Below are 24,023 nucleotides of genomic sequence, written 5' to 3'. Positions count from 1 at the left end.
CTTCTGACCCTGGAATATCACCAGCACATCAACGGTGCCCAGCCGGTCCCCGGAATCATATGATTCTTACCCAACATTACGACTCAGTAATAGATTGCTAAAAGGGTAATATCAAAATGACACCGATCGAAACCGCTACGCCTTCAACGTTGCGCTCCAGATCTGTTCACTGACAAAAGCGGAAGGATGCGCTATGGACAATGTTCTCGGCAAACTAGCCTCTGACTTCAGGCTTCACAATCTTTTTGGCGACGACCACCACCTGACTGTCACTCAAGTCTGGGTGCTAGAAATCGAACAAGCAGGATCCGCCGAGCTGCGGTTCCTTTATGGCCGGTCTCTGCCAGGCACTTACCAGTCGAACAGCTGGACGGGCACAAACAGCAGCAAGACCTCGCTCAACGATGACTGTTCCGTGAGGACTCACGCTTTAACGCTGTATACAACATCGCGACAGCTTAAGATCTTTCTTGATCAATTCCTTTTCGGCGGTGCAACGCTACAGGAGGCCAGCCAACAGGCTCAGTTAGATCTCAATAACAAGCTGGCTGCAAAAGTAGGGACGATTACCTTTGGAGTAAATCCTATCGCCCGTCCCGTCATGCATTTACCGACAAGAGACTTCTATCAGTTCCGCACGAGCCGCCTTAGCCCGACCAGCTATGCTAGCGTGGACAGCGCAGCCATTTCGTCCGCAGGCAAGCCTTGGCTCTTCAGCATGACGGAGGGTTTGGACCGGATAATCGCTGAAGCCGCATGCCGTACATTGAACGCAGATACCGGACTGGACTTCGCAGAGCTAGACGCATGGCGTATCGGAGATTTTGAGTTCATCTGCGCCCCGAGCCTGACCAGCGCAGAAAGAAGCAAATACGACATCACGTTGAGGGGACCAGACGCCTCCATCGAACTATTTGAGCCGCTAACCCCGGAAGCCTCCGATCTTTTAGTTGTGGTCAATGCATACAGTGATGACAGTGTGCAAGCTACCTATACAGCTCGACTAGACAAGCATTCTGAGTACCCGCTAAAGCATGGCTTCAAGCTTGAGGCGTTAGAGAATCAGACCTGTACATCATTTACCCTGGAAATCTACGCACTTGGCAACGTGGGCGATGCCTCATACCTAGTACTGCAGACTGGGAACTATTTTGTTCGCAGCATGAACCTCAACATGCAGGTGATTGAACCGATCAGCTCAAATAGAAAGTTGAGCTGGCTGGAGAAGCATGTTCCGGCAAAAGAAAAACCCCAGGTGGAGGCTGCGGGGCGGATTAGTCGCGCCACTCGACCCTCGCGCTCGCAACTGGGAGGCCATGATTCCGACCCATGGGTCACTCTGAATAGGGCTACCGAAAACACCATAAAACAACTATACCCCAAAAAATCCAAAGGTCGGTTTTTCCCCAAGCTGACCGACAGCGGCGGCAGGAGTCGCTTGCAATTGACCCAATGGCTCCGCGAAATTTTCGAGAGCAACCATGACGCACAGATCGCCTGGATCGACCCGTTCATGGAGGACGTGGGCATTGAACTCCTGCATCGGATGGGCACCTCGACAGGCGATTACCTCATCATCACGACAGAGAAAACATCGAATGCCCCTAATCAACCCAACCGTATCCACCGTCTTCTTGCCCAATGCGATGAGTGGGGCAACAGCTACTTTGGCAACGTTCACCTCAAAGTACTTGCAGTTCCTGAAAGTAAAATTCATGACCGTATGATACTGATTCGCTCAGCGAGCGGTCGCCCGCTGGCTGGATATCACCTCTCCAACTCGATACAACGCGCTAATGACAATTTTCCACTGCTGGCAACGCCTATTCCATTGGATGTCATGCATCATGTCTTCGAATACACTGATCAGATCATACAGAACACGCTACATGCGGACGACGGGAGGACACCTACAGCAAAGATAATTTTTGACTCAACCACATTCGTCAAGGCGGAGGAAGATGACGAGGAACCTAATGGGTTAAACCACCGTTCTTCATTCACAGAAGCTCCCCGCGCGGGCGATGTGCTTGCCTGGTGGTTGAATGACCCTGAACTCGTAGGACTTTCAGGAGTTCAGCTAAGAAACCAATTGGAGGCGAAGGGCAAGATCAAAGACGGGGAGCTTGATCCAGAAATTTTCGATAGTGTCCCCTCCACGTTCTGGACTGACGGCCTACCTGCTGAGGACTTTCACTCGACCTGGGATGCCTTCGGCTATGTGCTCGCCTGGACCCATGCAGGTCAACTGTACACGGAGAAAACCAAGTCTCTCCCACAAGAGCTGCAGACCGCCTTGCTCGAACACCTGAGACCTTGCCGCCCGGGTGCTTTACAGCCGAGGAAACGGAAAACGCTACTCGACCTTGAACATTACCGCTCGCAAGACCTTCGCTCACTCCTGCTTTCCACCGATACCCCCTATAGAGCGTTCAGTAACTCGCCAACAGATACTTCATGGGGTGATTACTACGCCCTCAAGCTGCTCTGGTCACATGCACCCCAGGCGCTCGTCAGCTTTCTGAGCGCAATATGTGCAAACCCCATCGAAGACCTGCGTACGCACACGCTGGTCATCGAGGCTTTCAAGCACATATGCTTGTACCTAGGTTTAGACAAAAAAACAGCTCAACTCGAAGCCCTTATGTACAGTGAGACGAGTATCGTCACGTGGGTGGGGCTCCATGCTTTCAAAGACGCCATCAACAATGGCACGTTAGGAGTTGAAGCACTGTCGAATATCGACAAGATTGCTCCTGCCAGCTTTCATCGAACTATTCTTTGCTGGCTAATCAATGAAGCAAACTACGTCAAATCGGATATTAAACCCCATCTAATTTCAAAACTTACCCGATCACTACAAGGACCGCTATCCGACCAAGAACTCCAAGATATTCTCCAACCAGTACGCGGTCGTCTTGGTAGGCTGCATCACTTCACACCTTGGATCTTAGAGTCATTACTTCTTCCCATGCTCGAACGGAAGACGATAGATACAACTCAGGTCTCAAGGGAGTGGCTAAATGAATTAACAACCCAATGGCGTGCCGCCCTAAACAAAGACAGCTTGTATTTTAAGCTAGAGGCAGATGGCGCCTTCACTGACGAACTTGCCACGCTGACCTCCTACCTTGCCCCAAAAAATCTAGAGACGGTCATCGCTGAGCTGTGGAAAGTCTTCAATGCACTGGCTCGAACGATAAGACAACCGCTTAGCGCTCAGATTAGTTGGAGCTCACACATCCGGGCGCATGAAGTGAACCTATGGCTCTATGCGTTGGCTCGCCGGATTTACGCACTCATCGATGATGAAACTAACCAGTCACTTTCTGAACTATTGCGAGAAAGTGAACTGATCATTGATCGACTTCCACTTTCATACAGGGAAAATCTTACCAATAGGGAGCTGCTCACCTACATGAAAGGTGACCCTGATCAGATCAAATCTCATAGCCTGCGCCACACCATTCAAGCAGCGATTACCAATGGCCGATAAGTAGTAGATGTACAGTTGGTGCCCTGTTCTGCTTGGGGAGCCGGATATATTGGCCTGCGATCGCCAAATAATATGGAGTCGGAAAAATAATGGATAACAAAACCCTAACATCGGTGTTTACGAAAGAATCGATTCACAGATACACATGCCCTTACTGCTATAGCGGCGAGCTTCGCCTTGAGGGCGATTTCAACTCTCAAGAAACAGTCGCATCGAAAGCTGAGCATGGTGAGGATTATTGGGAGCCTGAATTTATTCAGCTTATCTTCAGTTGCACCTTGAAATGCTCCTCGTGCGGTGAATTCGTTTTTGTCGTTGGCGACGGCTCAGTTGAAGAAGAGTATTTCGAGCGCCCGGATGGGGGCTGGGATAGAGGGTATGTGGAATTTTATCGCCCATCGTACTTCCACCCTGCGCTACAGTTAATTGACTTCCCTGCTGCTTCCCCAGTTAATGTCATAGCCACTTTAAAAACTGCATTTGCATATTACTTTTCAAGTCCGTCCACTTGCTGCAATAGCATCAGGGCGGCGGCCGAGGAAATCCTAACAACTCTTGGAGTTCCTGCGCAGCCAGAATCTGGAGAGGGATACCTTTCCTTTGGGCGCAGAATCCAAATGCTTGGAGATGATGACCAAAGCGTGCGTGCACTCTTCGATGCTATACGCTGGCTCGGTAATTACGGAAGCCATCCAGGAACACAAGTGGAATTTGAAGATGCACTGAACGCTTTCGAAATTATGGAATTACTTCTTGAAGAGGTTTACAGCGACCGGAAGAGAAAGATTCAAGAGCTGGCAGCGGCTATCAATAGCCGCAAAGGGCCTATAAGCAGACTCCCTAGAACTGGTAGCATTTAGCCTTGAGGCAGGGCGGGGGTCAGGTCTTGCCTTTTACTTATGAGAAAAGGGGATGCCCATAGTTTTTCATGACCCTGAGCCAGAATGATGAGCCGAATGACCGGCCCGGCCGATTGCAGCCGGTGACGACGGGCAGTTACCGGTCAAAAACGGACAGTGCTCCAGTAAATAAATCCGTCCCCTTTACCCTTCGGCGCTAACCGGGCCGGTGTTGGATCCTTGTTTGGTAGCCGCAAGGGAAGAAGCTAAGGTGCGATAGCCCAGAAGAGCGCAGAGGTGGTTTCTGGAAGGTTGCAGGGAACCTGAGCCATCATTAAAAAAGATTTTAGGCAACGGCCAGGAACTTTTCAGTGATTATAACTATGCTTTCGCGTCTGACGATTAGAGTCCAAACAGCATATGCTGCTGCCTGGACTATCGAGGCTCTTTGGAACCTAATGACGCTGTGGGATTTCAGCTATGTTGAGGTGGTGCTACCTCGCAGTCTCTTTTCCAGTGCGCGCGCGGCCTCATTCATGTTTTTCATATAGTTTTCCTCAAGAGTGCCGAGGGCTTTAAATGCCTGAACACGTCTTTTGGGGTCCTCAGAGTCGAGATTCACTCCTGCTCGCTCAAGCTCAGATGCAGCAAGCTCGGAAAATTGTTCGATGATCTCTGGCATCGTCATTGCAATACCGTCGTCGTATTGAGAAAGCCCCAAGGATACGAGGTGAGATCGGATCGCCTGTGTGCTATTTGATATTCTGGAACTCCAAAGCAACTCTGTTAATCCCGCGCCTTCTGAAATCCCACCCAGCATCATTTCAATGAGCTGTATAAGTCCGACGTGACCAATAATTGCTTCCGATAAAGACAGTCCTTTGAGCTCGGAAACTATATTTTGCAATCCTCGGTCGCTGGTAACAAATAGGCAACGATTTCCACGCTCAAGCTCTTCCCGCAAGACAGCTAGTTGTATTGAGTCATGCTCAATTAGAATAGGACGTTTACCTGCTGAAAGCGGACCGGCATAAGATTTCTCCAGCGCCGAGTAGTATTCGGGGTAGCGCGCATTTTTTATTGCCGGAATGATTGTAAAGCCCAGACGAGTAAGCCAGGCCTTGAGATCGGTCTCATTACGATAAGGCGCGTACTCAGCGAGGAATTTCAAAAAGTCAATCTCGGAGTTCTGATTAACCCAGTTCGCGTACGCCCCCACAAAAACATTCAAATTTGAAGTGCCATTATACAATGCGTCACTTCTGGATATTTTTGCGAAATCTGCACCCGCCTCGTTATAGTAGTTAATCGCCAGATTTCGATGGCTAATTACCTCATTAAGATAGCCGGCGCACACATTGAGGTTTAGCTTGACAGCGGCAGAGGCAGCCGCTTCCTTCAGACTCTTGATTGCTTCTTTATAGATGTTGCTGAAAGGATGGCCTGGGACTAAGGCAGGTAGTAGTACGTTGGCGTCAAAATAGATGTCGCGAGGTAGCACCATTTTATGCAGTAGAGTTCGTTCAGGCGCATGGAACGCAAGCTCCATTGCAAAGCTGACTCGGCCCAGCTCTCCTAATAATTTCGACTCTTCTGCGGTGGGGTGGAACAGCATGTTTTTCAGAACGCGAAGAGCTCGCTCCTGATCGAAGGCGACTAGTTTCAAGTTGCACTCATTAAGGACAGCCTCTATTGAAATATTTTCAGGTGTCTTGCCAGATGCAAAAGCCGCTCCTAAGTCCCAGCCCCTTCGCTTTATCAGGTGATTGAATAAGGTAATAATTTTAAGTTTAATGGCGTCGGAAACTGACCATTTTTCTTCCAGAAATGCACGGTCCGCAAAGCTCCTGCAAAGCGTGTTTATGGAGGCGTCAAGCATGCTTTCTCCTGCAGTCTCGCCTTTCCATGCGTAACGTATTCCAGAGACGCGCGATCCATTTTGCTTGATACAAAGCCCGTCATCGATAAGAGATTTAGTGGCTTTGTTTAAGATTTTTTCCGCGTCCTTCCCTTTTATGCCGAGTTGGAGTCTGACTTTCTCCAAAATATCAGCGCGGGTGAGAGAGGTCGGGGCCGCCTCTTGTAATAATGCCGACACAACCCCTTCAATGACTACATGACGTAGAGCGGTCGAACTATCTTGTGTTTTTGCTCGCGAATAACATGCAGCAAGATAGCGCTTTGTTGCGTCGAATGGGGTTATTGTTGCTGCTGGTGGTATGTTTGGCTGAGCGGATTTCGTTTTGTTAAATGATTCGATCCCCTCCCAAAGCGATGCGTGGTGATTGGCAGGGTCGTACTTTATAATGTCGATATTTAGCCGGCTCGCCTTGCTCAGGAATTCCGAGCTAATATCTTCCGGTAGTAGAGCCATGTGCCTTCCAGGGGTGGCAGGCCCAAAGCGCTTGTCGATCTCTGTAAAGACATACTTTATTGCCGGGTCGTAAAATGAGAACCCCATAAACAGGACGTTGCGATTTATAAAGCAGTCGCGTAAGAGGTCCTTATAAACATCATCCTTCAATAGTGCTTCAAATTGGCCATCGGAAAGTATTATTGATTCAGGATACTCTGCTGCGCCGTGGATTCGAGCGACAAACAAGCTGTCCTCCCATTGGGCTTGTCGGAAAGACGCGTCGCCATATTTGTAGTCCACGGCTGTTGTTTGTCTGGCAATTGCAATTGCATCCAATATGCTTCTGTCGAAATTTGTGGTAATACAGGACTTGAACGGCAGTTCCCCAACAGCGGATATCGACTTCGCATCAAATTTTTTAAATTGATCCTTAAGGATTTTGAGTTTCTCGCCTTCTACCATCTTTTTTGTGATGTTAAAATAGTCAATAGCAGTGGTGTAGTCGCCATCATTAACGCATTCAATCATCATTTGGGTGGTAAGAGGGTCGGCTCGACGAAGTTGTTCGGCGAGTTGTGTGACTAATGCCTTCCATGTTGGTAGTCCCGTTCGAACAGATACCCCTGCGCCAGTAAAAATTACCGGATTAGTCGCGGACTCGAAGAATCTCTGTAATGCGTCTGACACCACTGACATAACACTATCCTTGCTGTTAATTGCGCTTGGTACACTATGCCATTCTTCCATCATCCTTTCAAACTGTGAACTGCACACTTCATGTGGACTCGGCATCAATACGTTGACCATCTACCGTAACGCTCTATTGAACACAGAGCGGCAATGGTTTTTGTATTCACGGCTCATTTCTTTAAGGTGTGCCCCGTCGAATGCATGGTGATGAATGGAGTGGGTATGACAGCTGGAGCTACTGATCACGGCATTAGGGATGGTCTGAAATAGACCGCTGCTTCTCGCCGATTTCAGCCATTGCCGATTTTGAAAGAGGCGATCTGGTCGGAGCGAAAGGGGATACCCATTAGCCGGCCTACTGCCCGCTTCTGGCCCGATAGTTGCCCTTCGCAAGCCATCTCTCCAGTTACTCCTCACTACGCTCCAGCCTGTTTGCCCTCCCCCAATTGCCCGCGCTAGACTGTCCCAGTCGCGGTAAATCCCGCGACCGGGCGTGAGAACCCGGCGTGTATGTCCAAGGCGCGGTTGCGCCGTAGCGCACAGCCAGTGTTAGCACTGTGCTGCAGCAAAGCTATGGCGGGCCGTGTGAGGCGGGCTTCGGTCCGGCCGGTTCCCTTGGACGCCGGTTCTCACCCTTGCACGGTCCGCCACCCACGCTCGTGAGAAGGCTGGTTGGCGGCTCCTTAACTGTCCAAGGAGCACCAGCGTTATGCACTACCTCCTTTTTACGCCCGCGCCCCACCCTGTCGTTTCGTCTCTATCTGGCTCTGTTACTACTTCGCGCTGCGAGGTGGGCCATGACTGAGTTGCCTTCCAATCTCCTGGCCTTTCCTTCCACTGCCCACTTGCGTTGTTCGACTGTCGTTTCGTCTTCCGGTCCCTTGGCCGAGGCAGAGATGCGTGTCGAGATGATCCGGGGGCTTTTGCTTCAGCTGACCGAGGATGGCGGCGTGCCTACCCTCGATCTGCGGGCGCGCCTGTTGGGCTATGCGGCCCAGGAACTGCTCGACGAGATGGTCGTGCTGTATCGACGGGCATTCGGCGCGGAATCGGCGCAAGCCTGAGCCACCGGGCCGTCCGCTTGGGCGGCCCGCTTTGTTCTTCTTCCGACTCGGTATATTGCAAAGTCAGCCGCCGGCGACCAACTGCTACACGACCTGAATCTTCGTTACGCCGCTCTTGGTCCAACGGACCTTACTGATCGCTTTGAATTGGCTAATGCCAACCGATCCGCGCTCGTTGCGGGCCTTCGAGCCAGGCTTGGTGAGTAGTGCCTCGACAGCAGTACGCTCCGCTTCGTACATCGCAAGTGCATTCAGGTCCATGTCCAATAGGACCAGCAGTACGGTATCGAAAGGCTGCCTGAGATCGATCTTGCCGACCCGCCCCGTTACGCGCTTCGGGTCAGAGATGCATCGACCTTTTATTTGCACCCGAACGGGCTTCCCGTCTCGCATCTCGGTTGCGTCATAGCCCGCGGCCCGAGCAGCGTGCAGATCCAAACCAAGAATGGCGGCCGCCTCGAACTCTGCCACTTCTCCTGTAATACCCAACGGTTTACCGGTGAGCTGGCGATAACGCACCGCGATTAGCTTGGCCTGGCGCAGCAGCTCAACGACCTCTTCGTTGCTTCCACCTGAAGCGTCTTCTAACCCATAGCTCATGTAGCGCTACCTTGATCCTTGGGACTCACTGGTCATCTTTGCGTTGCATGCACTCGACGAAATTCTCCGATGCATATCCCACGCTGCCATTCGCCTCGAAGGGCGCGTCGACCTTGCGCAGGATCATCTTGCTCGCGTCGGCAGCCGACATTGGAAAGAACGCACCACCCGGCTCTGAGTGCATGTAGAAGTCGCCCAGCTTAGCTCCGCAGTGCTCGCAGTGGTTCATGTAGTAGGTTGCCCCGGCCTGTTGGCTGTAGGCAGGCCGATAGCGAGTCGTATGGCATCGAAGCTGCGCCAATACCTTTGGCGACAAGCCATACACATTCGACACCGTCCCAATTTCTCCCTGGCGCATCCAGTAGCCACTGGGACTGGCGAGGGTAAACGCCTCATCCTCCTCTGCGTATTCAAACTGCTCGTGATCTTCCGGCAGCATGAACGCATGTACCCGTGTCCGGTTGCCGCATTTCCAGCAGTGGGATGACGACTCAATAAGGAAGTACCAAAGCGATCGGATTTTGAATTCCGGCTCATTCGCCAAGTTCGCATCGCCTTGCTGGGGGAGCCATCTAGCAAATGGTGCCGATTCTTTACCTTCGGGGATGTACCAGACCTTTGCCTGTGGATCCCAGCGGGCTCCAAGCGCTTTCGCTTCATCTTTCTCCGAGAACGGAACGTCCAGGTCAACGCGCGCCATCAAGATTTCCTCGTATGGATTGAGTCGCCGCCAAGGGCTGTGTTTCCTTGACCGGAGGATATCAAGGCTCCAAGGAGGCTGGGCAAACGCATCTAGTCGCATCCAGCTCGCACATGAGGAAATGGAGTCTTCACATCAAGTAACTGCGGCGTAGCCGTTTGAAGGTCGAGCGCTCATCTTGTGTCGTCGGAGGCCCTCGCGTCGTAGTCCTGTCGAGCGGCACGAAAGCCCTCGGCGTTCTTCACGACCCACATCCACAGCGGAATCATCTGGGCGAGCAGGCCCCGCCCCAACGCCGACAATTCATACTCCACGCGAGGCGGGACCTCGGCGTAATCGTGCCGCAGGACCAGGCCGTCTCGTTCCAGCTGCCGCAGGCTGCGAGTCAGCATCCGCTGCGTGACGCCATCCATGCGCCTGGCTATTTCAGCGTGGCGCAAGCGCCCCGCCACCCCTAGCGTGTGGACGATTCCCAGCGACCAGCGATTGCCCGCATGGGACAGCACCTCCCGCTTCAAGCCATCGTCTTCCGCACTCAGCGCGGCGCACACCGCTTGCGACTGCCTGATGATTTCGTCGTTGTCCATAGAGCCCCCAGGATCACGCGTGTGCCTACTTACGAGGCACTCCTCGATGGTGACAGGATAACGGCCGTCCACGATCGAAACGCACTTTGGAGAAGATCATGCAGGCAGATCACGCTGTGGAAACCCGAAATATCCTGGTGCTTGGCGCTGGAGAACTTGGCCTCTGCGTGCTGCGCGAGCTGGCCAAGGCCGCTGCGAACGAAGGCGGTGTGCGCATCACGGTCCTGCTGCGTCCCGCGGTAACCGCTGCCATACCCAAGCCCCGAGCGGAGCTGCTCGAACAATTACGGATGCTGGGTGTTGGGGTATTGTCCGCCGACATCATTGAGGACCCGGTTGAAGAACTGGCCGGGAATTTCCGTCGGTTCGACACCGTCATCAGCTGCGTAGGTTTCGTGGCAGGTGCGGGCGTGCAACTCAAAATCACCCAAGCCGTGCTCGAGGCGGGCGTGAAACGCTACGTGCCCTGGCAGTTCGGGGTCGACTACGACGCGATCGGCAAAGGCAGCGCGCAGGATCTGTTCGACGAACAGCTCGAGGTTCGGGCACTGCTGCGCGCCCAGGGGCGGACCGAGTGGCTGATCATCTCGACGGGCATGTTCACAAGCTTCCTGTTCGAGCCCGCGTTCGGTGTGGTGGACCTGGCACGCAACACAGTCCATGCGCTGGGCAGCTGGAATACGCAAGTCACCGTGACAACACCGGAGGACATCGGGCTGCTGACGGCGAGGATACTGTTCACTCGCCCCCGCCTGGCGAACCGGGTGGTGTTCGTTGCTGGAGACACCCTGAGCTACGGTCAGCTCGCTGACAGGGTCGATGCTGCCCTGGATCGCAAGGTGCATCGGATCGAGTGGACCGTGCAGAAGCTGAACGACGATCTGGCCGCCGCCCCCGACGATCAGATGCGCAAGTATCGGGCGGTGTTTGCGCAGGGCAAGGGCGTCGCCTGGGATAAGCGAAACACCTTCAACGCCGTCCATGGCATTGAGCTGACAACGACGGCCGACTGGATCAACGAGAACCTGAAGGGTTAGGTGCCCCCGGCCTGAAAGCCTTCATCAGGCAGCGGCCTATTGCGCAGGCCCCATCCGACACGTTAGCTGATGCCTGCTCAACGTCCCGGCAACCTGTGTGGTGCGGTCCCCCGAGGTGCCGCCAGCCTGGCATCCAGGTGTTCCTGCTTTCCCTCATCGGCACCCAACCGTCCACAGCTGGTCGATCCGGGTCGTAAAGCTCTGGCTCATCATGTCCCGGCGCATGCTCCACTTCGGTGCCAGGGTCACACGCCCCGGCCGTAGCGTATTGCGGCCCCATTTGGCGTTGACCGCATCGAGCACCTCCATTACCCGTTCAGCCGCCGCCGGCGGGGTCGATGCGAACAGATCGTCGGAGAACTCGCCGCGTTGGCACAGCTCCATCAACAGCACCTCCGCCTTGCTATAGGCATAGCCATGACGGTAGATGTGCTCCAGGCCGGCGATGGCGGCCCGGGTGATCAGGCGCGTGTCATCGGTCGGATACGGCAGCTCGCATACCATGCCCTGTGCATACTTCGGCTCCTCCGGATTGAACATGCCGGTCCGGATGCTTATCCGTACACGCTTGCACAGCGATTGCTGCGCCCGGAGCTTTTCGCAAGCCCGCGCGGCATAGCTGGCAACCGCCTCGCGGATCGGCTCGAATGCTTCCTGGCGGTCGCCGAACATGCGCGAGCAGCAGATTTCCCGCTTCGCTGGCGCCATCTCCTCGAGCGCCAGGCAGGGCGTGCCCCTGAGTTCGCGAGCGGTTTTCTCCACCACCACAGAGAATCGCTCGCGCAGCGTCCGGGCATCGGCCTGCGCCAGGTCCCAGGCCGTATGGATGTCCATGCGATTGAGGTGCTCGGTCATGCGCCGTCCAATACCCCAGACGTCGCCGACTTCGGTGACGCGCAGGACCTTGTCGCGCCGGTCGGGGTCGAGCAGGCTCACCACCCCGCCCGTCTGCTTCTGCCAGCGCTTGGCCGAATGGTTGGCCAGCTTGGCCAGCGTCTTGGTGCCGGCGATGCCCACCCCCACCGGGATGCCGGTGCAGCGCAGCACGTCGGTACGGATACGCCTGCCGAGTCCCTCCACATCGGCAATGCCCGTCAGGTCGGCAAAGGCCTCGTCGATCGAATACACCTCCACGGCCGGCACCAACCCCTCGATGACCGTCATCACCCGCTCGCTGATGTCGCCGTAGAGCGCGTAGTTGCTGGAGAACACGGCTACGCCCCTGCGCTTGAGTTCATGCCGGATCTTGAAATAGGGCTCGCCCATCCGGATGCCCAGCGCCTTTGCCTCGGCCGAGCGCGCAATGACGCAGCCGTCGTTGTTCGACAGCACCACGATGGGGGTACGACGCAGATCGGGCCGGAAGATCCGCTCACAGCTGGCATAGAACGAGTTGCAGTCGATCAGGGCCAGGGGCCGTTCAGTACCGTCCATGGAAACGTATGCTGAAGGACACCACTCCCCAGACCTGCAACTCCTCGCTCTCGAGCAGGTAGCGCGGCGGGAATTTCCTGTTCGCCGAGCGCAGCACGACCTGATCGTCCTTGCGGTCGAAGATCTTCACCAAAGGCTCGTTGTCGAGAGCGGCAATGACGACCTCCCCCCGTTCAGCCGAGCGGCCACGCGAGATGATGAGGATGTCACGGTCGAAGATGCCCACATCGACCATGCTGTCGCCGTCGGCGCGCGCCATGTAGGTGTGGGGAGCGCGAATGTCCATCAGCTCGTCGAGCGAAATGGTGCCTTCCATATGGTCCTGCGCCGGGCTTGGAAACCCCGCCGGGACGCAAAAGCTGAAAAACGGCAGGATGATCGACGAGGGCGCCGCAGGGCCCAGAATACTGACAGGCATGGTGTACCGACCTCAAAACTGTATGTTTATACAGTATTATGAGTGCTCGGCGACGGTCAATCGCCTGCGACGAACCTCACATAATCATTGATCTCTCCTAAGGTTAGGTATACGTTACATAAGACTCCATTTGTATCGTATTCGTGACATGGACCATACAATCATCACACTGCGCCTTGGCGAGCAGCTTCGTGAGCGCCGCCTGAGCCGGGGGCTCACGCAGGCCAGGCTTGCAGCCCTGGCGGGCCTGACCCGTCAGAAGGTCATCGCCATCGAGAAGGGTGATCAATCCGTGGGGATAAATGCCTATTCGCGTGTACTGGGCGCGCTGGACTGCGAGTTCCAAGTGACGCCGGCTGCAATGCCTACGCTCGACGAAATACAGGGAGTATTCGACTGATGGCCACCACCCTGCAGGTTTCCACCCCCGAGGGCGACAGCGGGAGACTTCATCACCACAGCACCGCGAGCTATCTGTTCCGCTATCACGATAGCGCGGAGGCACGAGCGGCAATCAGCCTGCTGATGCCCGTGCGCCTGGATGAATACAGACACCGGGAACTGCATCCGATCTTCCAGATGAATCTGCCGGAAGGCTATGTATTGGAGCAGTTGCGCAATCGCCTGGCGAAGGTGGCGAACGTCGACCCCATGTTGCTGCTGGCACTGTCGGGCAGCAGTTCGCCCATCGGCCGCGTCGCGGTGAGTTCGCACGAAGTCGATACGCTTCTCAAGCGCCAGCGGTTTCCGGGGGAGAAGCTGGAGGAAATCCTCGCCTGGGATGGAGCCGAGGACATCTTTGCCGATCTGGTGGATCGCTACATCCTGCGTGCGGGGATATCCGGTGTCCAGCCCAAGGTCCTGGTGCCCGAACACCTTGATTCGGCGCCGCGGCGCTTCACCTCGAAGACCTCCGACCTGATCATCAAAAGCGGTCGGGACGAATTTCCCGGGCTGGCGATCAACGAGTTCCTCTGCATGTCGGTGGCCAGAGAAGCGGGTATTGCGGTGCCGGAATTCTACCTGTCCGACAACGCCAAACTGTTCGTCATGCGCCGTTTCGACCGTGATGAGCGGCTCGACCCCATGGGTTTCGAGGACATGGCCGCCCTGATGGGGCTGGCCGCCGAGCAGAAGTACAGCAAGAGCTATTCGGCCATCGCCAAGGCCATCCGCCTGTTCTGTGCGCCTGAACAGGTACGGGACTCGCTGGCGCAGCTGTTCGAGATCGTGACCTTGAGTTGCATCGTCGGTAACGGCGACGCCCACCTGAAGAACTTCGGGCTGCTGTATTCCGACCCTACCCAGCGCGATGCACGGCTCGCGCCGGCCTACGATATCGTCAACACCACCGCCTACATTCCCGAGGACGTCCTAGCGCTGGATCTTTGCGGCAACAAGTCGTTGTTCGCATCGCGACAGGGGTTGCTGGACTTCGCCGGGACGTGCGATGTCGCCCGGCCGGAAGCGATCATCCGCAGGCAATTGCAAGCGCTTGAACAGGTATTGGCTCGCTCGACCGAGCTGTGCGAGCAGGCGCCACACGTGGTCGCGGCAATCAGGCGTTGCGCCGAGCCGTTCATGAAAACCTTTGCTTAGGATGGCGTAATCGCCACTGTTCCATCGTTACCAAACGAGTGCCTCTCCTGCACGGGTCGCAGCCCTACTGGGTTACTGCTCCTTCATGGGGAGTACGCCAGGCTCAATCGCGGTCGCGCAGCATCTGTCGAAGCGCCGCGCGGTTCTGGCTGGGGGCCTTGGCCTCCAGCAGGTGCAAAAACTCGAACGAATCAAGGCCGTTGATGCTGGCCCTGGGGCTGACGATCTTCCGGTGGGGGTCGGCTCCGGCGCGCAGGAACCGCTCGACCAGCACCGGCTCGTTGTAGAGGATAGCGGCGTTCAACGGCGAGAATCCCAGCTCATCCGGCTCGTCGATGTCGCAACCCGCCTCGATGGCCACGTCGATGACCTTGAGCGCAACGGCCGCCTCCGGGAGCAGCTTGTCGTACGCGCCTGCCATCAGCACGATCGTAGGCGCTTCGAAGCCGCGCCCATCCGTCAAATGGCAGCCACTGGCATCGGTCGTACGCAACCCGAGCGAATTGATGGGTTCGGCCCGGGCGCTCCCGACCGCCAAAGTCGCCAGGAAGACGACCGCCACGGCCTGCCTTGCGCACCGCATCACGCCGCATCTACCCATTAGCAGGTGACATCACTGCGTTTCTGCCGGCGCGGCGGGCCCGATCGGCTTCACGTGCCGACTCGCGATCTGCGAAGAGTTTCAGATGAGCCAGACGCGCGACGATGGCCCCTTCGCTGCGCGCCATGATGGCGGCGATCTCGGAGCAAAGCTTGCCGTGCTCGCCCCACAACCGACGCAGGTGCTCGTCATCTGCAGCCTCCCAGCGCTGCCCCATGTTGCCGGGCCGGGCCTCCGACACCCTCTCGGCCCCCGGCGATGGGATCGGTGGTAGCGCTCGCCAGGGCTGTTCGGTGTTGTCCAGGGTGCGCTGCCAGGCAGAGCCGTCATCGCACAGGGCGACCAGCACGGCAGGCGATCCTGCGCTCACCAACTGGATGATCTTGCGGTCAGTCATGCTCCCTCCATACTCCACACCCGGCGGCATCCTATTGTCGTATTCTCATGATGCCGCCGAGGGTTCGTCGACATCCGGTTCCTTGGCTAGGCTGACGCTCCAGTGGCCGCCGGACTCCTGTACGGCTTGCAGCAGATCATAGGTCTTGATCATGTTGAGCAACCCGGAATGGCCATAGGCGCTGGGCGAGAACGCTGGATCGGCACGCTTGAGATAGCCGCCCAGCGCGCTAAGCGTGACCTTCCCTTCGTTCGTACTCGAAACCATGAGGGCGACCGCATCGACCACGAAACGGGGACGACGCTTGACGACAGGCTTGGCGGGTTCCGGTTTGGCGTCTGCCTTGGCCGGACAGGTTATATGGCGGGGCTCCGGTGATTCGTCAGGCTGATCGGCCTGGCGCGTCCATTCGAAGAACTCGTCACTGGCGTTGCGCAGTGCATCCGGGGTCTTGGCCTCGCCGACGATGCAGACCGTCGCGCCCCGCTCACGAAGCTTACGACACAGGTAGGCAAAGTCCGAATCGCTGGTCACCAGGCAGAATGTGTCGGCGCGTGCATCGAACAGTGCCTCTAGCGCATCGAGTGCCAGGGCGATGTCGGCCGTGTTCTTGCCCGCCGCATACTGGTACTGCAGGCATGGGGTGAAGGCCAGACGCACCAAGGCTTCTTGCCACCGGTTGGCGAGCGTTCCGGGGTTGCCGTAGCCCCTGCGCAGGACCACCCGCCCGAACTGGGCGCCCACGCGCAGCGCATGCTCCAGTATCTCGGGCGTAACGTTGTCGCAATCGACCAGCACCGCTACCCGCGCTTCGCCACTGGCGGAAAATGCCATCCCTTACTCCTTTTCATCCCTGCTGCGCCCGTGCTTCAGCACATTGTAATGCCACGATCCTATCGCAACGACCCGGCACACTCCAACCGAACGGCGCGTGCGCCCAAGCGTGGCCGGTGGGGCCCCGCCACGTGAACGGTGGCAGCGCGACTGCGGGGACCGGGACAGTGCAAATGGTGCTGGATCGGCCGTGGTGCGCTCAGACCCGGTTCACGGTACGGTGCACGCCGTTGAATGCAGCGTCTCGATGAAGGACTGCCGGGACATCGCGCGCGGGAGGCGGCGGTTTCGGTCCGCACGCCCAAAGCCGTACGGACCACGAGCCGCCCTGCTCGTGAGGGTCCTCCTTGGCTACGGTGACCAGCCGCGGTGATATGCCCTCGGGATGCGGGGTGATGGGCCATCGAGGCGTATCATTGTGACGGAATAGACTTGGCCTGAACCTGGGGAGCTGGAAATGATTCGCGCATTTTCCGATACGGATATGGACAGGGTACTGGACGTCTGGCTGGCGTCCTCAATCGAGGCGCATGGCTTCGTCGAGCCTGGCTTCTGGGCGGCCAGGCTCGACGACATGCGCAACATCTACATTCCAGCGTCGGAAACCTACGTGTACGAATCGAATGGCCAGGTAACGGGCTTCTTTTCACTGCACGAAGACACCCTGGCGGCCATCTTCGTCGCACCCGACTGCCAGGGCGAAGGCATCGGCCGGAGGATGATGGAAAAGGCCAAGACGCTGCGCGCGCGCCTCTCGCTGGAGGTCTACAAGGAAAATCGCCGAAGCGTCGCTTTCTACCGGTCGTGCGGCTTCGATGAGGTAGAGGAGAAGGAAGACCCGCATACGGGACACCGGGCGCTGGTGATGGTCTTCGGAGCGGTCCACGGCGGTGAACTGCCATCCGCGGAACCTGAGCGCCAGGTGGGCCAGTTCCGCTCCGGTGCCCACCCCCTCGCAGAGGATCCTCACCCCTGCTCGTCGGCGATCAGCTCCTCGCGCAGCACCAACAACTGATTGGGTGCGTCGATCGCCAGGCGCGCCCTGGCGCCGTCGGTCTCGATCATGGTGATCCAGATGCCGGTGTCCTCGAGTTCACACAGAAGGTCCTCGACCGAGGCGCCCGGCCTCAGCGTGAGCCTGATCTGCTCGTTGGTAGATCTGGTGACTATCAGCCTTCCCATATCCGCTCCCTGCGTCCAGTATTGTCCATTCAAGCTGCACCGAACCTTAACGTATCCCTTCATGAACGGTCTGCATTTTCCATGCGTACGGGCAACCCGTCATTGATCCAGGTCGCTTCGCCTGCGAGCAGGGTTACCGTGCCCAGCGCCTGACCTCGTCAGCACCGTACTCTGCCTTCCAGGCATTGATCACCTTGTGGTTGCCGCCACGGGTCTCGACGACTTCGCCGGTATGCGGGTTCGTATAGCTCTTCAGGCTGCGCTCGCGACGGGGGCTCGGCTGATTCGTCCTGGTTGCGGGACCGGGATCAAGGATATCCAGCACGGTTTGAAGGCTGTAACCGTACTCTTTCAACAGCCCGTTGAGCCGGGTTTCGAATTCGATTTCCCGTTGCAGCTTGTCATCGCTCCTGAGCTTATCCAGCGCGGCGAGCTGCTCGGCAAGTTGTGCTTCGAGGCGCTTGTATTCGGCAATCTTGCTCATCTCTACTCTCTGGTCGAATGTAAGGCGGGTAAACGGGGTTCATACAATCGATATGAATACCTGGCCGGCATTGTACGGCCTGCACGGTATCCGGCATATGTAAACGGGCGATTCATTCGGACGGATCAAACAGGCTTTATTTACGCGAAGTGGATAATCCGCATTTGGATAAATACGCTTCTACTCTTTCGTTTATTTACGAAACTGCGCTTTTACTTGAATCCGCATTCGCACATCTGTTGAAACCCGTACCTCGCCTGAAGTTCGACGGTCCGTGCCGGGCAATCGGATTGGGGGGCACGGCGGCAGCGCAATAGGCGCTGCCCCGTATGAGCCAGACCCAACAGGCTGCAATACGATCCGGGCCGCACACCGCGTCGTTTCGGACCCAACGCGGCATGATCGGGCGCGCACACCGGGCACAGGGTAGGTCTCCACCCACCGGAGGCCCGATCATGCCGCATTCATCCCATCGCAGTGCCCGCCCTCTTCCACCGGGTAGCGTGCCGCCCCATCGACGCCTGGGCTCGCCGCCGCCACCGAAGGCCGCTGGGGACGCGGGCGCCGCAAGCCGCTCGCATTACCTGAACAACGACGAGGCGGCCGACTTCCTGCGGCTGTCGCCCCGCACGCTGGAGAAGCAGCGGGTGATCGGCGGCGGCCCGCGGTTTCGCAAGTTCGGCCGGCGCGTGATGTATGCCCTCGCCGACCTGCAGGCCTGGGCTGACGCGCGCTGCTTCGAGACGACCTTCGATCCGGCGTACCTGGAGCGCCACCCCGGAGGTGCGCGCGATGACCGGTAAAGCCGACCGTCTTCATGAGCCCGAAGCGAAGCCCGGCGCCCGCGCCGGAGCCGTTGCGGCTGTTTCGTGCCCTGCCGGGCGACATGGCGCCACGCGACGCCCAGGACCTGATGGCGCATCCCTTCTTCGCCCTGGGCAAGTCCCGCCGCACCCTGCCGATCGATTTCCGCTCCGGGACGGTTACCGTGCGTGTCGAGGGCACACTGGAGCATGGCATCGCGACGATCTGGGATGCCGACATCCTGATCTGGGCGGCCAGCCAACTCGTCGAGGCGAGGGACGCCGAGATTCCCACCTCCAGGCTGATACGCGCCACGCCCTACGAGATCCTGCGCTTCATCGGTCGCGGTACCTCGATGCGCGACTACCAGCGCCTGAGGGCCGCGCTGGACAGGCTGCAGACCACCAGCGTGGCCACCTCGATCCGCGAGACCAGCGGGCGGCGCCTGCACCGTTTCTCGTGGATCAACGAATGGAGGGAACTGGCAGCGGCCGATGGCAGGCCCCTGGGCATCGAACTGATCCTGCCCGACTGGTTCTATGCCGGCGTACTGGACCGCGCACTCGTGCTCACCATCGACCCGGCCTACTTCCAGCTCACCGGCGGGATCGAGCGCTGGCTGTACCGGCTGGTGCGCAAGCACGGCGGCCGTCAGGCCGACGGCTGGCAGTTCGACTTCCGGCACCTGCATCGCAAATCCGGCAGCTCGGCCCGCTTCTCGGACTTTGCCTGCGACCTGCGTGCGCTGGTTGCCCGGCAATCATTGCCCGGCTACCACCTGAGTACGGTACGCCTGTCCCGCGGCACCGAGCTGCTGGCGTTCCGGCCTGTGCCGCAAACGGCACGGGGATAAGTCATGTACAAGCTGTGAAACCTGTCGTGCTATCAGGCGTAACGGGGCTCGTGCTATCAGGCGCACGGCTATCGTGCCATCAGGCGTACCGAAGGCGCTCCAGCCCAGCTGCGACGGGTGCTGCGGCGGTCCTTAACTCTACTAACCCAAAAGCGCTAACTTGTTATTGGGCCGAGGTGTGTCGGTGGGGGCATGGCAAGTGCTGCTGCATTTGGCTGGGAGCCGGCTCATGATCATCGCCCTGCTCAACCAGAAAGGCGGCGTCGGCAAGACCACCTTGGCCACCCATATTGCCGGCGAACTCGCGCTGCGCGGGAAGACCGTGGTCCTCCTCGATGCCGATCCGCAGGGCTCGGCGCTGGACTGGACGCAGCGGCGCGCGCAGCAGGGACTGGGCAGGCTGTTCGGCGCGGTGGGCCTGGCACGCGAGACACTGCACCAGGAAGCGCCCCAGCTGGCCAGGCGAGTCGATCACGTGATCATCGACGGACCGCCCCGGATCGCCGCGCTGGCCCGATCGGCATTGATGGCCGCCGACCGGGTGCTGATCCCGGTGCAGCCCAGCCCCTTCGATTTCTGGGCCAGCGCCGAGATGGTGAGCCTCATCCAGGAAGCCCAGGTCTTCAGGCCCACCCTGCGCGCCGCGTTCGCCATCAACCGGCGGGTCGGCACCACGGTGATCGGCCGAGAGGCTCGCGACGCCCTGGCCGAACAGCCGTTGCCGGCCCTGCGGGCCGAGGTGCGCCAGCGCATCGTCTTCGCCGACAGCGCGGCGGCAGGACGCCTGGCCTGCGAACTGGCACCCCACAGTGCCGCGGCCCGCGAGATCGGCAACCTGGTCGACGAGCTGCTGCGGTGGACGCCATGAGCGGGAAACGAATCGGCATCGGCGCACGCCCCACGACCGATCCCCAGGCCCAGGCCTGGATTCGTCAAACCGGCCGGGAGACGCTTGGCAAGGGCAGCCTGTATACCGCGCGCCTGACGCTCGATGTCACTCCGGCGCTGCGCGCCCGAATCAAGGTGGCCGCCTTCGGCGAGGGCATCACCGTGGCCGAGATGTTGCGCGAACTGCTGGAGCGACGCTTTCCGGAGGACGCGCCATGACACGTGGCGGGTACCGCCCGGCCGGCCAACGCCATCCCTCCACAAGCGGACGCCGGCCTATGGCGTGGCCGGCGCTCGCCAGTGCGGTTGCCTGTATGTGGTTCGCCTTTGCCGAGCCGCCGGTACAGGTCGTCTACAACGCGTCGGACAGCGTACCCGGCGGCTGGTACCGCATCGTGCCCACCGAGTCGGTTGCGGTGGGCGATCTGGTGCTGGTGCGACTACCGGCCGACGTCGCGTCGCTCGCCGCGCGTCGCGGCTACCTGCCGGCCGGTGTCCCGCTGCTCAAGTCGATCGCCGCCGGACCGCGACAGCGGGTGTGTACGACAGGCGCCCGAATGCGGGTCGACGGACGGGTCGTCGCCCTTGCGCGGGCGCAGGATCGCGCCGGCCGAGCAATGCCCCGCTGGACGGGATGCCGCGAACTCGGCGCGGACGAAGTGCTGCTGCTCTCCACCCGTCATGCCGAGTCGTTCGACGGCCGCTACTTCGGGCCCGTCCCGCTGGACAGCGTCCTGGGCAAGGCCCAGCCGCTGTGGCTGGACGAGCAGCCCCGTTGGAAAGCGAGGCCGGAACTCGGAGCAAGGGCGGAAAAAGCGGAGGGCAAGATAAAAGGGGGCGGCACGAGTGACGCCTGGAGCCAGTCTGCACGTGGGGGTGGGAGCGGCACGGCTGCGCCACGATACGTGCCGGGATCATGTCAAAAGGCGCGCCGCCCGTGATACGCCCGGGGGCACCACGCGCTACTGCACGACACGGGAGCGCAACATGAATGACACGCGAGATCGGTCGCTCGAGGAGCGGTTTCAGCCCGAGGCGGGGCCACCCGGACACCGCGGCCAATCACTGGTGACGCAGGTCCTGCGCCAGGCCGGCAAGGCCGGTGGCCGTCGTCGCCCAGGCGCACACCGACCCGGCGCCGGCCTCGGCCGCGGCCATGTCGCCGCGCGGTTCGTCGCCGGCAGCTCGCCGCGCAGTCGCCGAGTGACGATCAAGACCCGGCTGGTGAACCTGCGCCAGTCCGGCAGGCGCTCGGTCTCGACGCACCTTCGCTACATCGAGCGCGAGGGCGTCGGACGCGAGGACGAACCCGGTCAGGCATACGATCCGATGACGGATCGCGCCGATCTCGAGGCATTCGAGGCCCGGGGCCGGGATGATCGCCACCAGTTCCGCCTCATCGTGTCCCCCGAAGACGCCGACTCGCTGGAGGAGCTGCGCACCTTCACCCGGCACCTGATGGAACGCGTGGCCGGCGACCTGGGCACGCGCCTGGACTGGGTGGCCGTGGACCACTGGAACACCGACAACCCGCATACCCACATCGTCCTGCGTGGCAAGGACGAAACCGGGCGGGACCTGATCATCGCACGCGACTATATCGCGCAGGGCATGCGCCACCGGGCCTGCGAGCTGGCCACCGAATGGCTGGGGCCGCGTACCGAACGGGAGATCCGACAGGGACTGCAGCGCGAGGTCGGGCAGGATCGATGGACCGGCCTTGACCGCGAGCTGCTGCGTCAGCGTCAGGCCGATGGGATACGGTTGCAAAGGCTCGCCCAGCATCCCCGTCGCCAGCCGCTGATCGGTCGGCTGCAGCATCTGGAGCGGCTTGGCCTGGCGCGGGAGCTGCGACCCGGGCACTGGCATATCGACGATCGCGCCGAGCGGACACTGCGTGCCATGGGCGAACGGGGCGACATCGTGCGGACGATGCAGCGCGCCATGTCCGGCATGCAGCGAGAGCTCAGCATCCTCGAGCCCGGCTCCGATCAGGTCGTGGTGGGCCGGCTGGCTGCCAAGGGCCTGGCCGGCGAGGCGCATGACCGGGTCTATCTGGTGATCGACGGCGTCGACGGCAAGGCCCATCACCTGCGCCTGCCGGCCGGGGCCGATCCGGCCGACTACCCAGCGGATGCCGTGATCGAGGCGCGGGCCTCGCAGGCTCCGAGCGTGGTGGACCGGCGAGTCGTCTCGCTCGCGGTAGAGGGGCTCTATCACCGCGAGCACCACCGGACGCTCCTGGCTCGAGAGGATGGATTGAGCGGTGAGTCCCAGGGACTGCTGGACGCCCATGAGCGACGGCTGGAAGCCTTGCGTCGGGCGGGTATCGTCGAGCGAACGGATGAGGGTTCATGGCGCGTCCCCGCCGACCTGGTCGAACGGGGGCAACAGTACGATGCCCGACGCACAGGCGGCCTGTCGGTCGCGGTGCGCAGCCCGCTGTCGATCGAACGGCAGATCGGTGCCAACGGAGCCACCTGGCTGGACACGCAGCTGATTGCCGGTGGCCAGGCCATCAGTGATCGGGGGTTCGGGGCCGAGGTCCGGGCCGCTCTGCATCGGCGCACGGGCTGGCTGGTGGAACGCGGCCTGGCGGAACGTCGAGGGGCGCGCACGCTGTTCGCCCGCAACCTGCTGGCCACCTTGCGCGAGCGAGAACTGGCGGCCACAGCCCGCGACATCGAGGCCCGGACGGGCCTGCAGCACCACCCGCTGGTCGACGGCAAGCCCGCCAGCGGCATCTATCGCCGCCGCATCGAGCTGGCCAGTGGGCGCTATGCCCTGCTCGACGACGGCCTGGGATTCAGCCTGGTGCCCTGGAGGCCCGTGATCGAGCCCAGGCTGGGGCAACGGCTGACGGCAAGGGTCCAGGGCGCCCATGTCACCTGGCAGATCGGGCGCTCACGCGGTCCCGCCATCAGCTGAGGACGTCGGCATCGCGTGCCGCCTGCTCCCGCTCGGCCTGGAGCCACTGCTCGAACGAGCGACTCTGCGCCTGCCCTTCCCTGGCGGCGTAATAGACCAGCCGCAGGTCGCGATCCACATCGATGGACAACGAGGTATGGTCGAACACGACCGGGCCGATGGCCGAATAGTCTCTCCCTTCTGGTCTCTGGCGGGCGAATTCGAGCACCTAGGTGCCCGAATCCGCTGCATC

25 protein-coding genes are annotated in these 24,023 nt (G+C 59.3%); 13 read left to right on the top strand and 12 right to left on the bottom strand.

Going from position 1 to position 24,023, the window contains the following annotated elements; translation table 11 throughout:
* The first annotated feature begins 193 nt into the window (after nt 1-193).
* Both EA795_RS04625 and EA795_RS04620 read left to right on the top strand, forming a co-directional pair.
* Nucleotides 194-3,496, top strand: a complete 3,303-nt coding sequence (locus EA795_RS04625; protein WP_122075810.1) for a VPA1262 family protein — start codon at nt 194-196, stop codon at nt 3,494-3,496.
* A gap of 89 nt (nt 3,497-3,585) precedes the next feature.
* The gene (locus EA795_RS04620; RefSeq protein WP_122075808.1) at nt 3,586-4,356 is read left to right on the top strand and encodes a DUF4145 domain-containing protein; all 771 of its coding nucleotides are present in this window, start codon (nt 3,586-3,588) and stop codon (nt 4,354-4,356) included.
* Between the two features lie 457 nt (nt 4,357-4,813).
* On the opposite strand, the gene EA795_RS04615 is transcribed toward EA795_RS04620, so the two are convergent.
* Entirely contained in the window at nt 4,814-7,387 is a 2,574-nt protein-coding gene (locus tag EA795_RS04615; RefSeq protein WP_205891469.1) for an SIR2 family protein, read from the bottom strand.
* Between the two features lie 890 nt (nt 7,388-8,277).
* Here EA795_RS04615 and EA795_RS21170 point away from each other — a divergent pair.
* Nucleotides 8,278-8,445 (top strand): hypothetical protein, encoded by a 168-nt coding sequence (locus tag EA795_RS21170; RefSeq protein ID WP_170162212.1) that lies wholly within the window; start codon nt 8,278-8,280, stop codon nt 8,443-8,445.
* A gap of 84 nt (nt 8,446-8,529) precedes the next feature.
* Here the strand turns inward: EA795_RS21170 and EA795_RS04610 are convergent, their stop codons facing one another.
* The 3 genes from EA795_RS04610 to EA795_RS04600 all read right to left on the bottom strand — a co-directional run bounded on the left by EA795_RS04610 (nt 8,530) and on the right by EA795_RS04600 (nt 10,332).
* Nucleotides 8,530-9,045, bottom strand: a complete 516-nt coding sequence (locus tag EA795_RS04610; RefSeq protein WP_122075804.1) for a hypothetical protein — start codon at nt 9,043-9,045, stop codon at nt 8,530-8,532.
* A gap of 25 nt (nt 9,046-9,070) precedes the next feature.
* A complete protein-coding gene (locus EA795_RS04605; protein WP_122075803.1) occupies nt 9,071-9,745 on the bottom strand; it encodes a DUF5710 domain-containing protein in 675 nt (224 codons plus the stop codon).
* 173 nt (nt 9,746-9,918) lie between these two features.
* Nucleotides 9,919-10,332 (bottom strand): winged helix-turn-helix transcriptional regulator, encoded by a 414-nt coding sequence (locus EA795_RS04600; protein ID WP_122075801.1) that lies wholly within the window; start codon nt 10,330-10,332, stop codon nt 9,919-9,921.
* 98 nt (nt 10,333-10,430) lie between these two features.
* Between EA795_RS04600 and EA795_RS04595 the strand changes: the two genes are divergently transcribed.
* Complete coding sequence (locus EA795_RS04595) at nt 10,431-11,369, top strand: aromatic alcohol reductase (RefSeq protein WP_122076034.1); 939 nt, start codon at nt 10,431-10,433, stop codon at nt 11,367-11,369.
* A gap of 153 nt (nt 11,370-11,522) precedes the next feature.
* Here EA795_RS04595 and EA795_RS04590 read toward each other — a convergent pair whose 3' ends face one another.
* A complete protein-coding gene (locus EA795_RS04590; RefSeq protein ID WP_122075799.1) occupies nt 11,523-12,803 on the bottom strand; it encodes a Y-family DNA polymerase in 1,281 nt (426 codons plus the stop codon).
* On the bottom strand, nt 12,790-13,221 hold the full coding sequence (locus EA795_RS04585) for a LexA family protein (protein ID WP_058075688.1): 432 nt from the start codon (nt 13,219-13,221) through the stop codon (nt 12,790-12,792). Before EA795_RS04585 ends, EA795_RS04590 begins: the two co-directional genes overlap by 14 nt.
* A gap of 148 nt (nt 13,222-13,369) precedes the next feature.
* Here EA795_RS04585 and EA795_RS04580 point away from each other — a divergent pair, with 148 nt between their 5' ends.
* Nucleotides 13,370-13,621 carry a helix-turn-helix transcriptional regulator gene (locus EA795_RS04580; RefSeq protein WP_205891468.1) on the top strand — a complete coding sequence of 84 codons (252 nt, stop codon included), beginning with the start codon at nt 13,370-13,372 and terminating at the stop codon, nt 13,619-13,621.
* Entirely contained in the window at nt 13,621-14,820 is a 1,200-nt protein-coding gene (locus tag EA795_RS04575) for a type II toxin-antitoxin system HipA family toxin (RefSeq protein WP_115027854.1), read from the top strand. Before EA795_RS04580 ends, EA795_RS04575 begins: the two co-directional genes overlap by 1 nt.
* Before the next feature lie 103 nt (nt 14,821-14,923).
* Here the strand turns inward: EA795_RS04575 and EA795_RS04570 are convergent, their stop codons facing one another.
* Genes EA795_RS04570 through EA795_RS04560 form a run of 3 tightly spaced genes read right to left on the bottom strand, consistent with a single transcriptional unit; the run spans nt 14,924 to nt 16,652 of the window.
* Complete coding sequence (locus EA795_RS04570) at nt 14,924-15,382, bottom strand: hypothetical protein (protein WP_122075798.1); 459 nt, start codon at nt 15,380-15,382, stop codon at nt 14,924-14,926.
* A gap of 31 nt (nt 15,383-15,413) precedes the next feature.
* Nucleotides 15,414-15,818 carry a hypothetical protein gene (locus EA795_RS04565; protein ID WP_122075796.1) on the bottom strand — a complete coding sequence of 135 codons (405 nt, stop codon included), beginning with the start codon at nt 15,816-15,818 and terminating at the stop codon, nt 15,414-15,416.
* A 45-nt stretch (nt 15,819-15,863) separates the two neighbouring features.
* Nucleotides 15,864-16,652, bottom strand: coding sequence for an NYN domain-containing protein (locus EA795_RS04560; protein WP_122075794.1), 789 nt, complete (start codon nt 16,650-16,652; stop codon nt 15,864-15,866).
* Between the two features lie 457 nt (nt 16,653-17,109).
* On the opposite strand from EA795_RS04560, the gene EA795_RS04555 reads away from it, so the two are divergent.
* Complete coding sequence (locus EA795_RS04555; protein ID WP_082641859.1) at nt 17,110-17,667, top strand: N-acetyltransferase; 558 nt, start codon at nt 17,110-17,112, stop codon at nt 17,665-17,667.
* Here EA795_RS04555 and EA795_RS04550 read toward each other — a convergent pair.
* Together EA795_RS04550 and EA795_RS04545 are read right to left on the bottom strand one after the other, a co-directional pair.
* A complete protein-coding gene (locus EA795_RS04550; protein WP_122076030.1) occupies nt 17,619-17,834 on the bottom strand; it encodes a carbon storage regulator in 216 nt (71 codons plus the stop codon). The genes EA795_RS04555 and EA795_RS04550 overlap by 49 nt on opposite strands.
* A gap of 133 nt (nt 17,835-17,967) precedes the next feature.
* Nucleotides 17,968-18,318 (bottom strand): histone-like nucleoid-structuring protein, MvaT/MvaU family, encoded by a 351-nt coding sequence (locus tag EA795_RS04545; protein WP_122075792.1) that lies wholly within the window; start codon nt 18,316-18,318, stop codon nt 17,968-17,970.
* Between the two features lie 455 nt (nt 18,319-18,773).
* On the opposite strand from EA795_RS04545, the gene EA795_RS04540 reads away from it, so the two are divergent.
* From EA795_RS04540 to EA795_RS04515, 6 genes are all read left to right on the top strand, one after another.
* Nucleotides 18,774-19,121, top strand: a complete 348-nt coding sequence (locus EA795_RS04540; RefSeq protein WP_122075790.1) for a helix-turn-helix transcriptional regulator — start codon at nt 18,774-18,776, stop codon at nt 19,119-19,121.
* A gap of 14 nt (nt 19,122-19,135) precedes the next feature.
* A complete protein-coding gene (locus tag EA795_RS04535; protein WP_122075788.1) occupies nt 19,136-19,975 on the top strand; it encodes a replication initiator protein A in 840 nt (279 codons plus the stop codon).
* Between the two features lie 229 nt (nt 19,976-20,204).
* Nucleotides 20,205-20,843: a ParA family partition ATPase gene (parA, locus tag EA795_RS04530; protein WP_115027859.1), complete on the top strand. Its 639-nt coding sequence runs from the start codon at nt 20,205-20,207 to the stop codon at nt 20,841-20,843.
* Complete coding sequence (locus EA795_RS04525; RefSeq protein WP_043942808.1) at nt 20,840-21,082, top strand: hypothetical protein; 243 nt, start codon at nt 20,840-20,842, stop codon at nt 21,080-21,082. Before parA ends, EA795_RS04525 begins: the two co-directional genes overlap by 4 nt.
* Nucleotides 21,083-21,177: 95 nt before the next feature.
* Nucleotides 21,178-21,804: a S26 family signal peptidase gene (locus tag EA795_RS04520; RefSeq protein ID WP_240644987.1), complete on the top strand. Its 627-nt coding sequence runs from the start codon at nt 21,178-21,180 to the stop codon at nt 21,802-21,804.
* A 46-nt stretch (nt 21,805-21,850) separates the two neighbouring features.
* Complete coding sequence (locus EA795_RS04515; RefSeq protein ID WP_122075784.1) at nt 21,851-23,791, top strand: relaxase/mobilization nuclease and DUF3363 domain-containing protein; 1,941 nt, start codon at nt 21,851-21,853, stop codon at nt 23,789-23,791.
* On the opposite strand, the gene EA795_RS04510 is transcribed toward EA795_RS04515, so the two are convergent.
* Complete coding sequence (locus tag EA795_RS04510) at nt 23,784-23,999, bottom strand: hypothetical protein (RefSeq protein ID WP_432813939.1); 216 nt, start codon at nt 23,997-23,999, stop codon at nt 23,784-23,786. The two genes, EA795_RS04515 and EA795_RS04510, sit on opposite strands and share 8 nt — an antisense overlap.
* Nucleotides 24,000-24,023: the final 24 nt, after the last annotated feature.

Source organism: Stutzerimonas nitrititolerans, assembly GCF_003696285.1.
Classification (GTDB): domain Bacteria; phylum Pseudomonadota; class Gammaproteobacteria; order Pseudomonadales; family Pseudomonadaceae; genus Stutzerimonas; species Stutzerimonas nitrititolerans.
Note: the sequence above shows the minus strand (reverse complement) of the source record. Positions and strands in the feature narration are given on the sequence as shown.

Coding starts and splice junctions, on each gene's coding strand:
- EA795_RS04560 (WP_122075794.1), bottom strand. CDS start 16,652: ATGGCATTTTCCGCCAGTGGCGAAGCGCGGGTAGCGGTGCTGGTCGAT.
- EA795_RS04595 (WP_122076034.1), top strand. CDS start 10,431: ATGCAGGCAGATCACGCTGTGGAAACCCGAAATATCCTGGTGCTTGGC.
- EA795_RS04625 (WP_122075810.1), top strand. CDS start 194: ATGGACAATGTTCTCGGCAAACTAGCCTCTGACTTCAGGCTTCACAAT.
- EA795_RS04585 (WP_058075688.1), bottom strand. CDS start 13,221: ATGCCTGTCAGTATTCTGGGCCCTGCGGCGCCCTCGTCGATCATCCTG.
- EA795_RS04615 (WP_205891469.1), bottom strand. CDS start 7,387: ATGTCAGTGGTGTCAGACGCATTACAGAGATTCTTCGAGTCCGCGACT.
- EA795_RS04580 (WP_205891468.1), top strand. CDS start 13,370: ATGGACCATACAATCATCACACTGCGCCTTGGCGAGCAGCTTCGTGAG.
- parA (WP_115027859.1), top strand. CDS start 20,205: ATGATCATCGCCCTGCTCAACCAGAAAGGCGGCGTCGGCAAGACCACC.
- EA795_RS04605 (WP_122075803.1), bottom strand. CDS start 9,745: ATGGCGCGCGTTGACCTGGACGTTCCGTTCTCGGAGAAAGATGAAGCG.
- EA795_RS04515 (WP_122075784.1), top strand. CDS start 21,851: ATGAATGACACGCGAGATCGGTCGCTCGAGGAGCGGTTTCAGCCCGAG.
- EA795_RS04610 (WP_122075804.1), bottom strand. CDS start 9,045: ATGAGCTATGGGTTAGAAGACGCTTCAGGTGGAAGCAACGAAGAGGTC.
- EA795_RS04565 (WP_122075796.1), bottom strand. CDS start 15,818: ATGACTGACCGCAAGATCATCCAGTTGGTGAGCGCAGGATCGCCTGCC.
- EA795_RS04575 (WP_115027854.1), top strand. CDS start 13,621: ATGGCCACCACCCTGCAGGTTTCCACCCCCGAGGGCGACAGCGGGAGA.
- EA795_RS04550 (WP_122076030.1), bottom strand. CDS start 17,834: ATGGGAAGGCTGATAGTCACCAGATCTACCAACGAGCAGATCAGGCTC.
- EA795_RS04525 (WP_043942808.1), top strand. CDS start 20,840: ATGAGCGGGAAACGAATCGGCATCGGCGCACGCCCCACGACCGATCCC.
- EA795_RS04590 (WP_122075799.1), bottom strand. CDS start 12,803: ATGGACGGTACTGAACGGCCCCTGGCCCTGATCGACTGCAACTCGTTC.
- EA795_RS04520 (WP_240644987.1), top strand. CDS start 21,178: ATGTGGTTCGCCTTTGCCGAGCCGCCGGTACAGGTCGTCTACAACGCG.
- EA795_RS04600 (WP_122075801.1), bottom strand. CDS start 10,332: ATGGACAACGACGAAATCATCAGGCAGTCGCAAGCGGTGTGCGCCGCG.
- EA795_RS21170 (WP_170162212.1), top strand. CDS start 8,278: ATGCGTGTCGAGATGATCCGGGGGCTTTTGCTTCAGCTGACCGAGGAT.
- EA795_RS04540 (WP_122075790.1), top strand. CDS start 18,774: ATGCCGCATTCATCCCATCGCAGTGCCCGCCCTCTTCCACCGGGTAGC.
- EA795_RS04545 (WP_122075792.1), bottom strand. CDS start 18,318: ATGAGCAAGATTGCCGAATACAAGCGCCTCGAAGCACAACTTGCCGAG.
- EA795_RS04535 (WP_122075788.1), top strand. CDS start 19,136: ATGAGCCCGAAGCGAAGCCCGGCGCCCGCGCCGGAGCCGTTGCGGCTG.
- EA795_RS04555 (WP_082641859.1), top strand. CDS start 17,110: ATGATTCGCGCATTTTCCGATACGGATATGGACAGGGTACTGGACGTC.
- EA795_RS04620 (WP_122075808.1), top strand. CDS start 3,586: ATGGATAACAAAACCCTAACATCGGTGTTTACGAAAGAATCGATTCAC.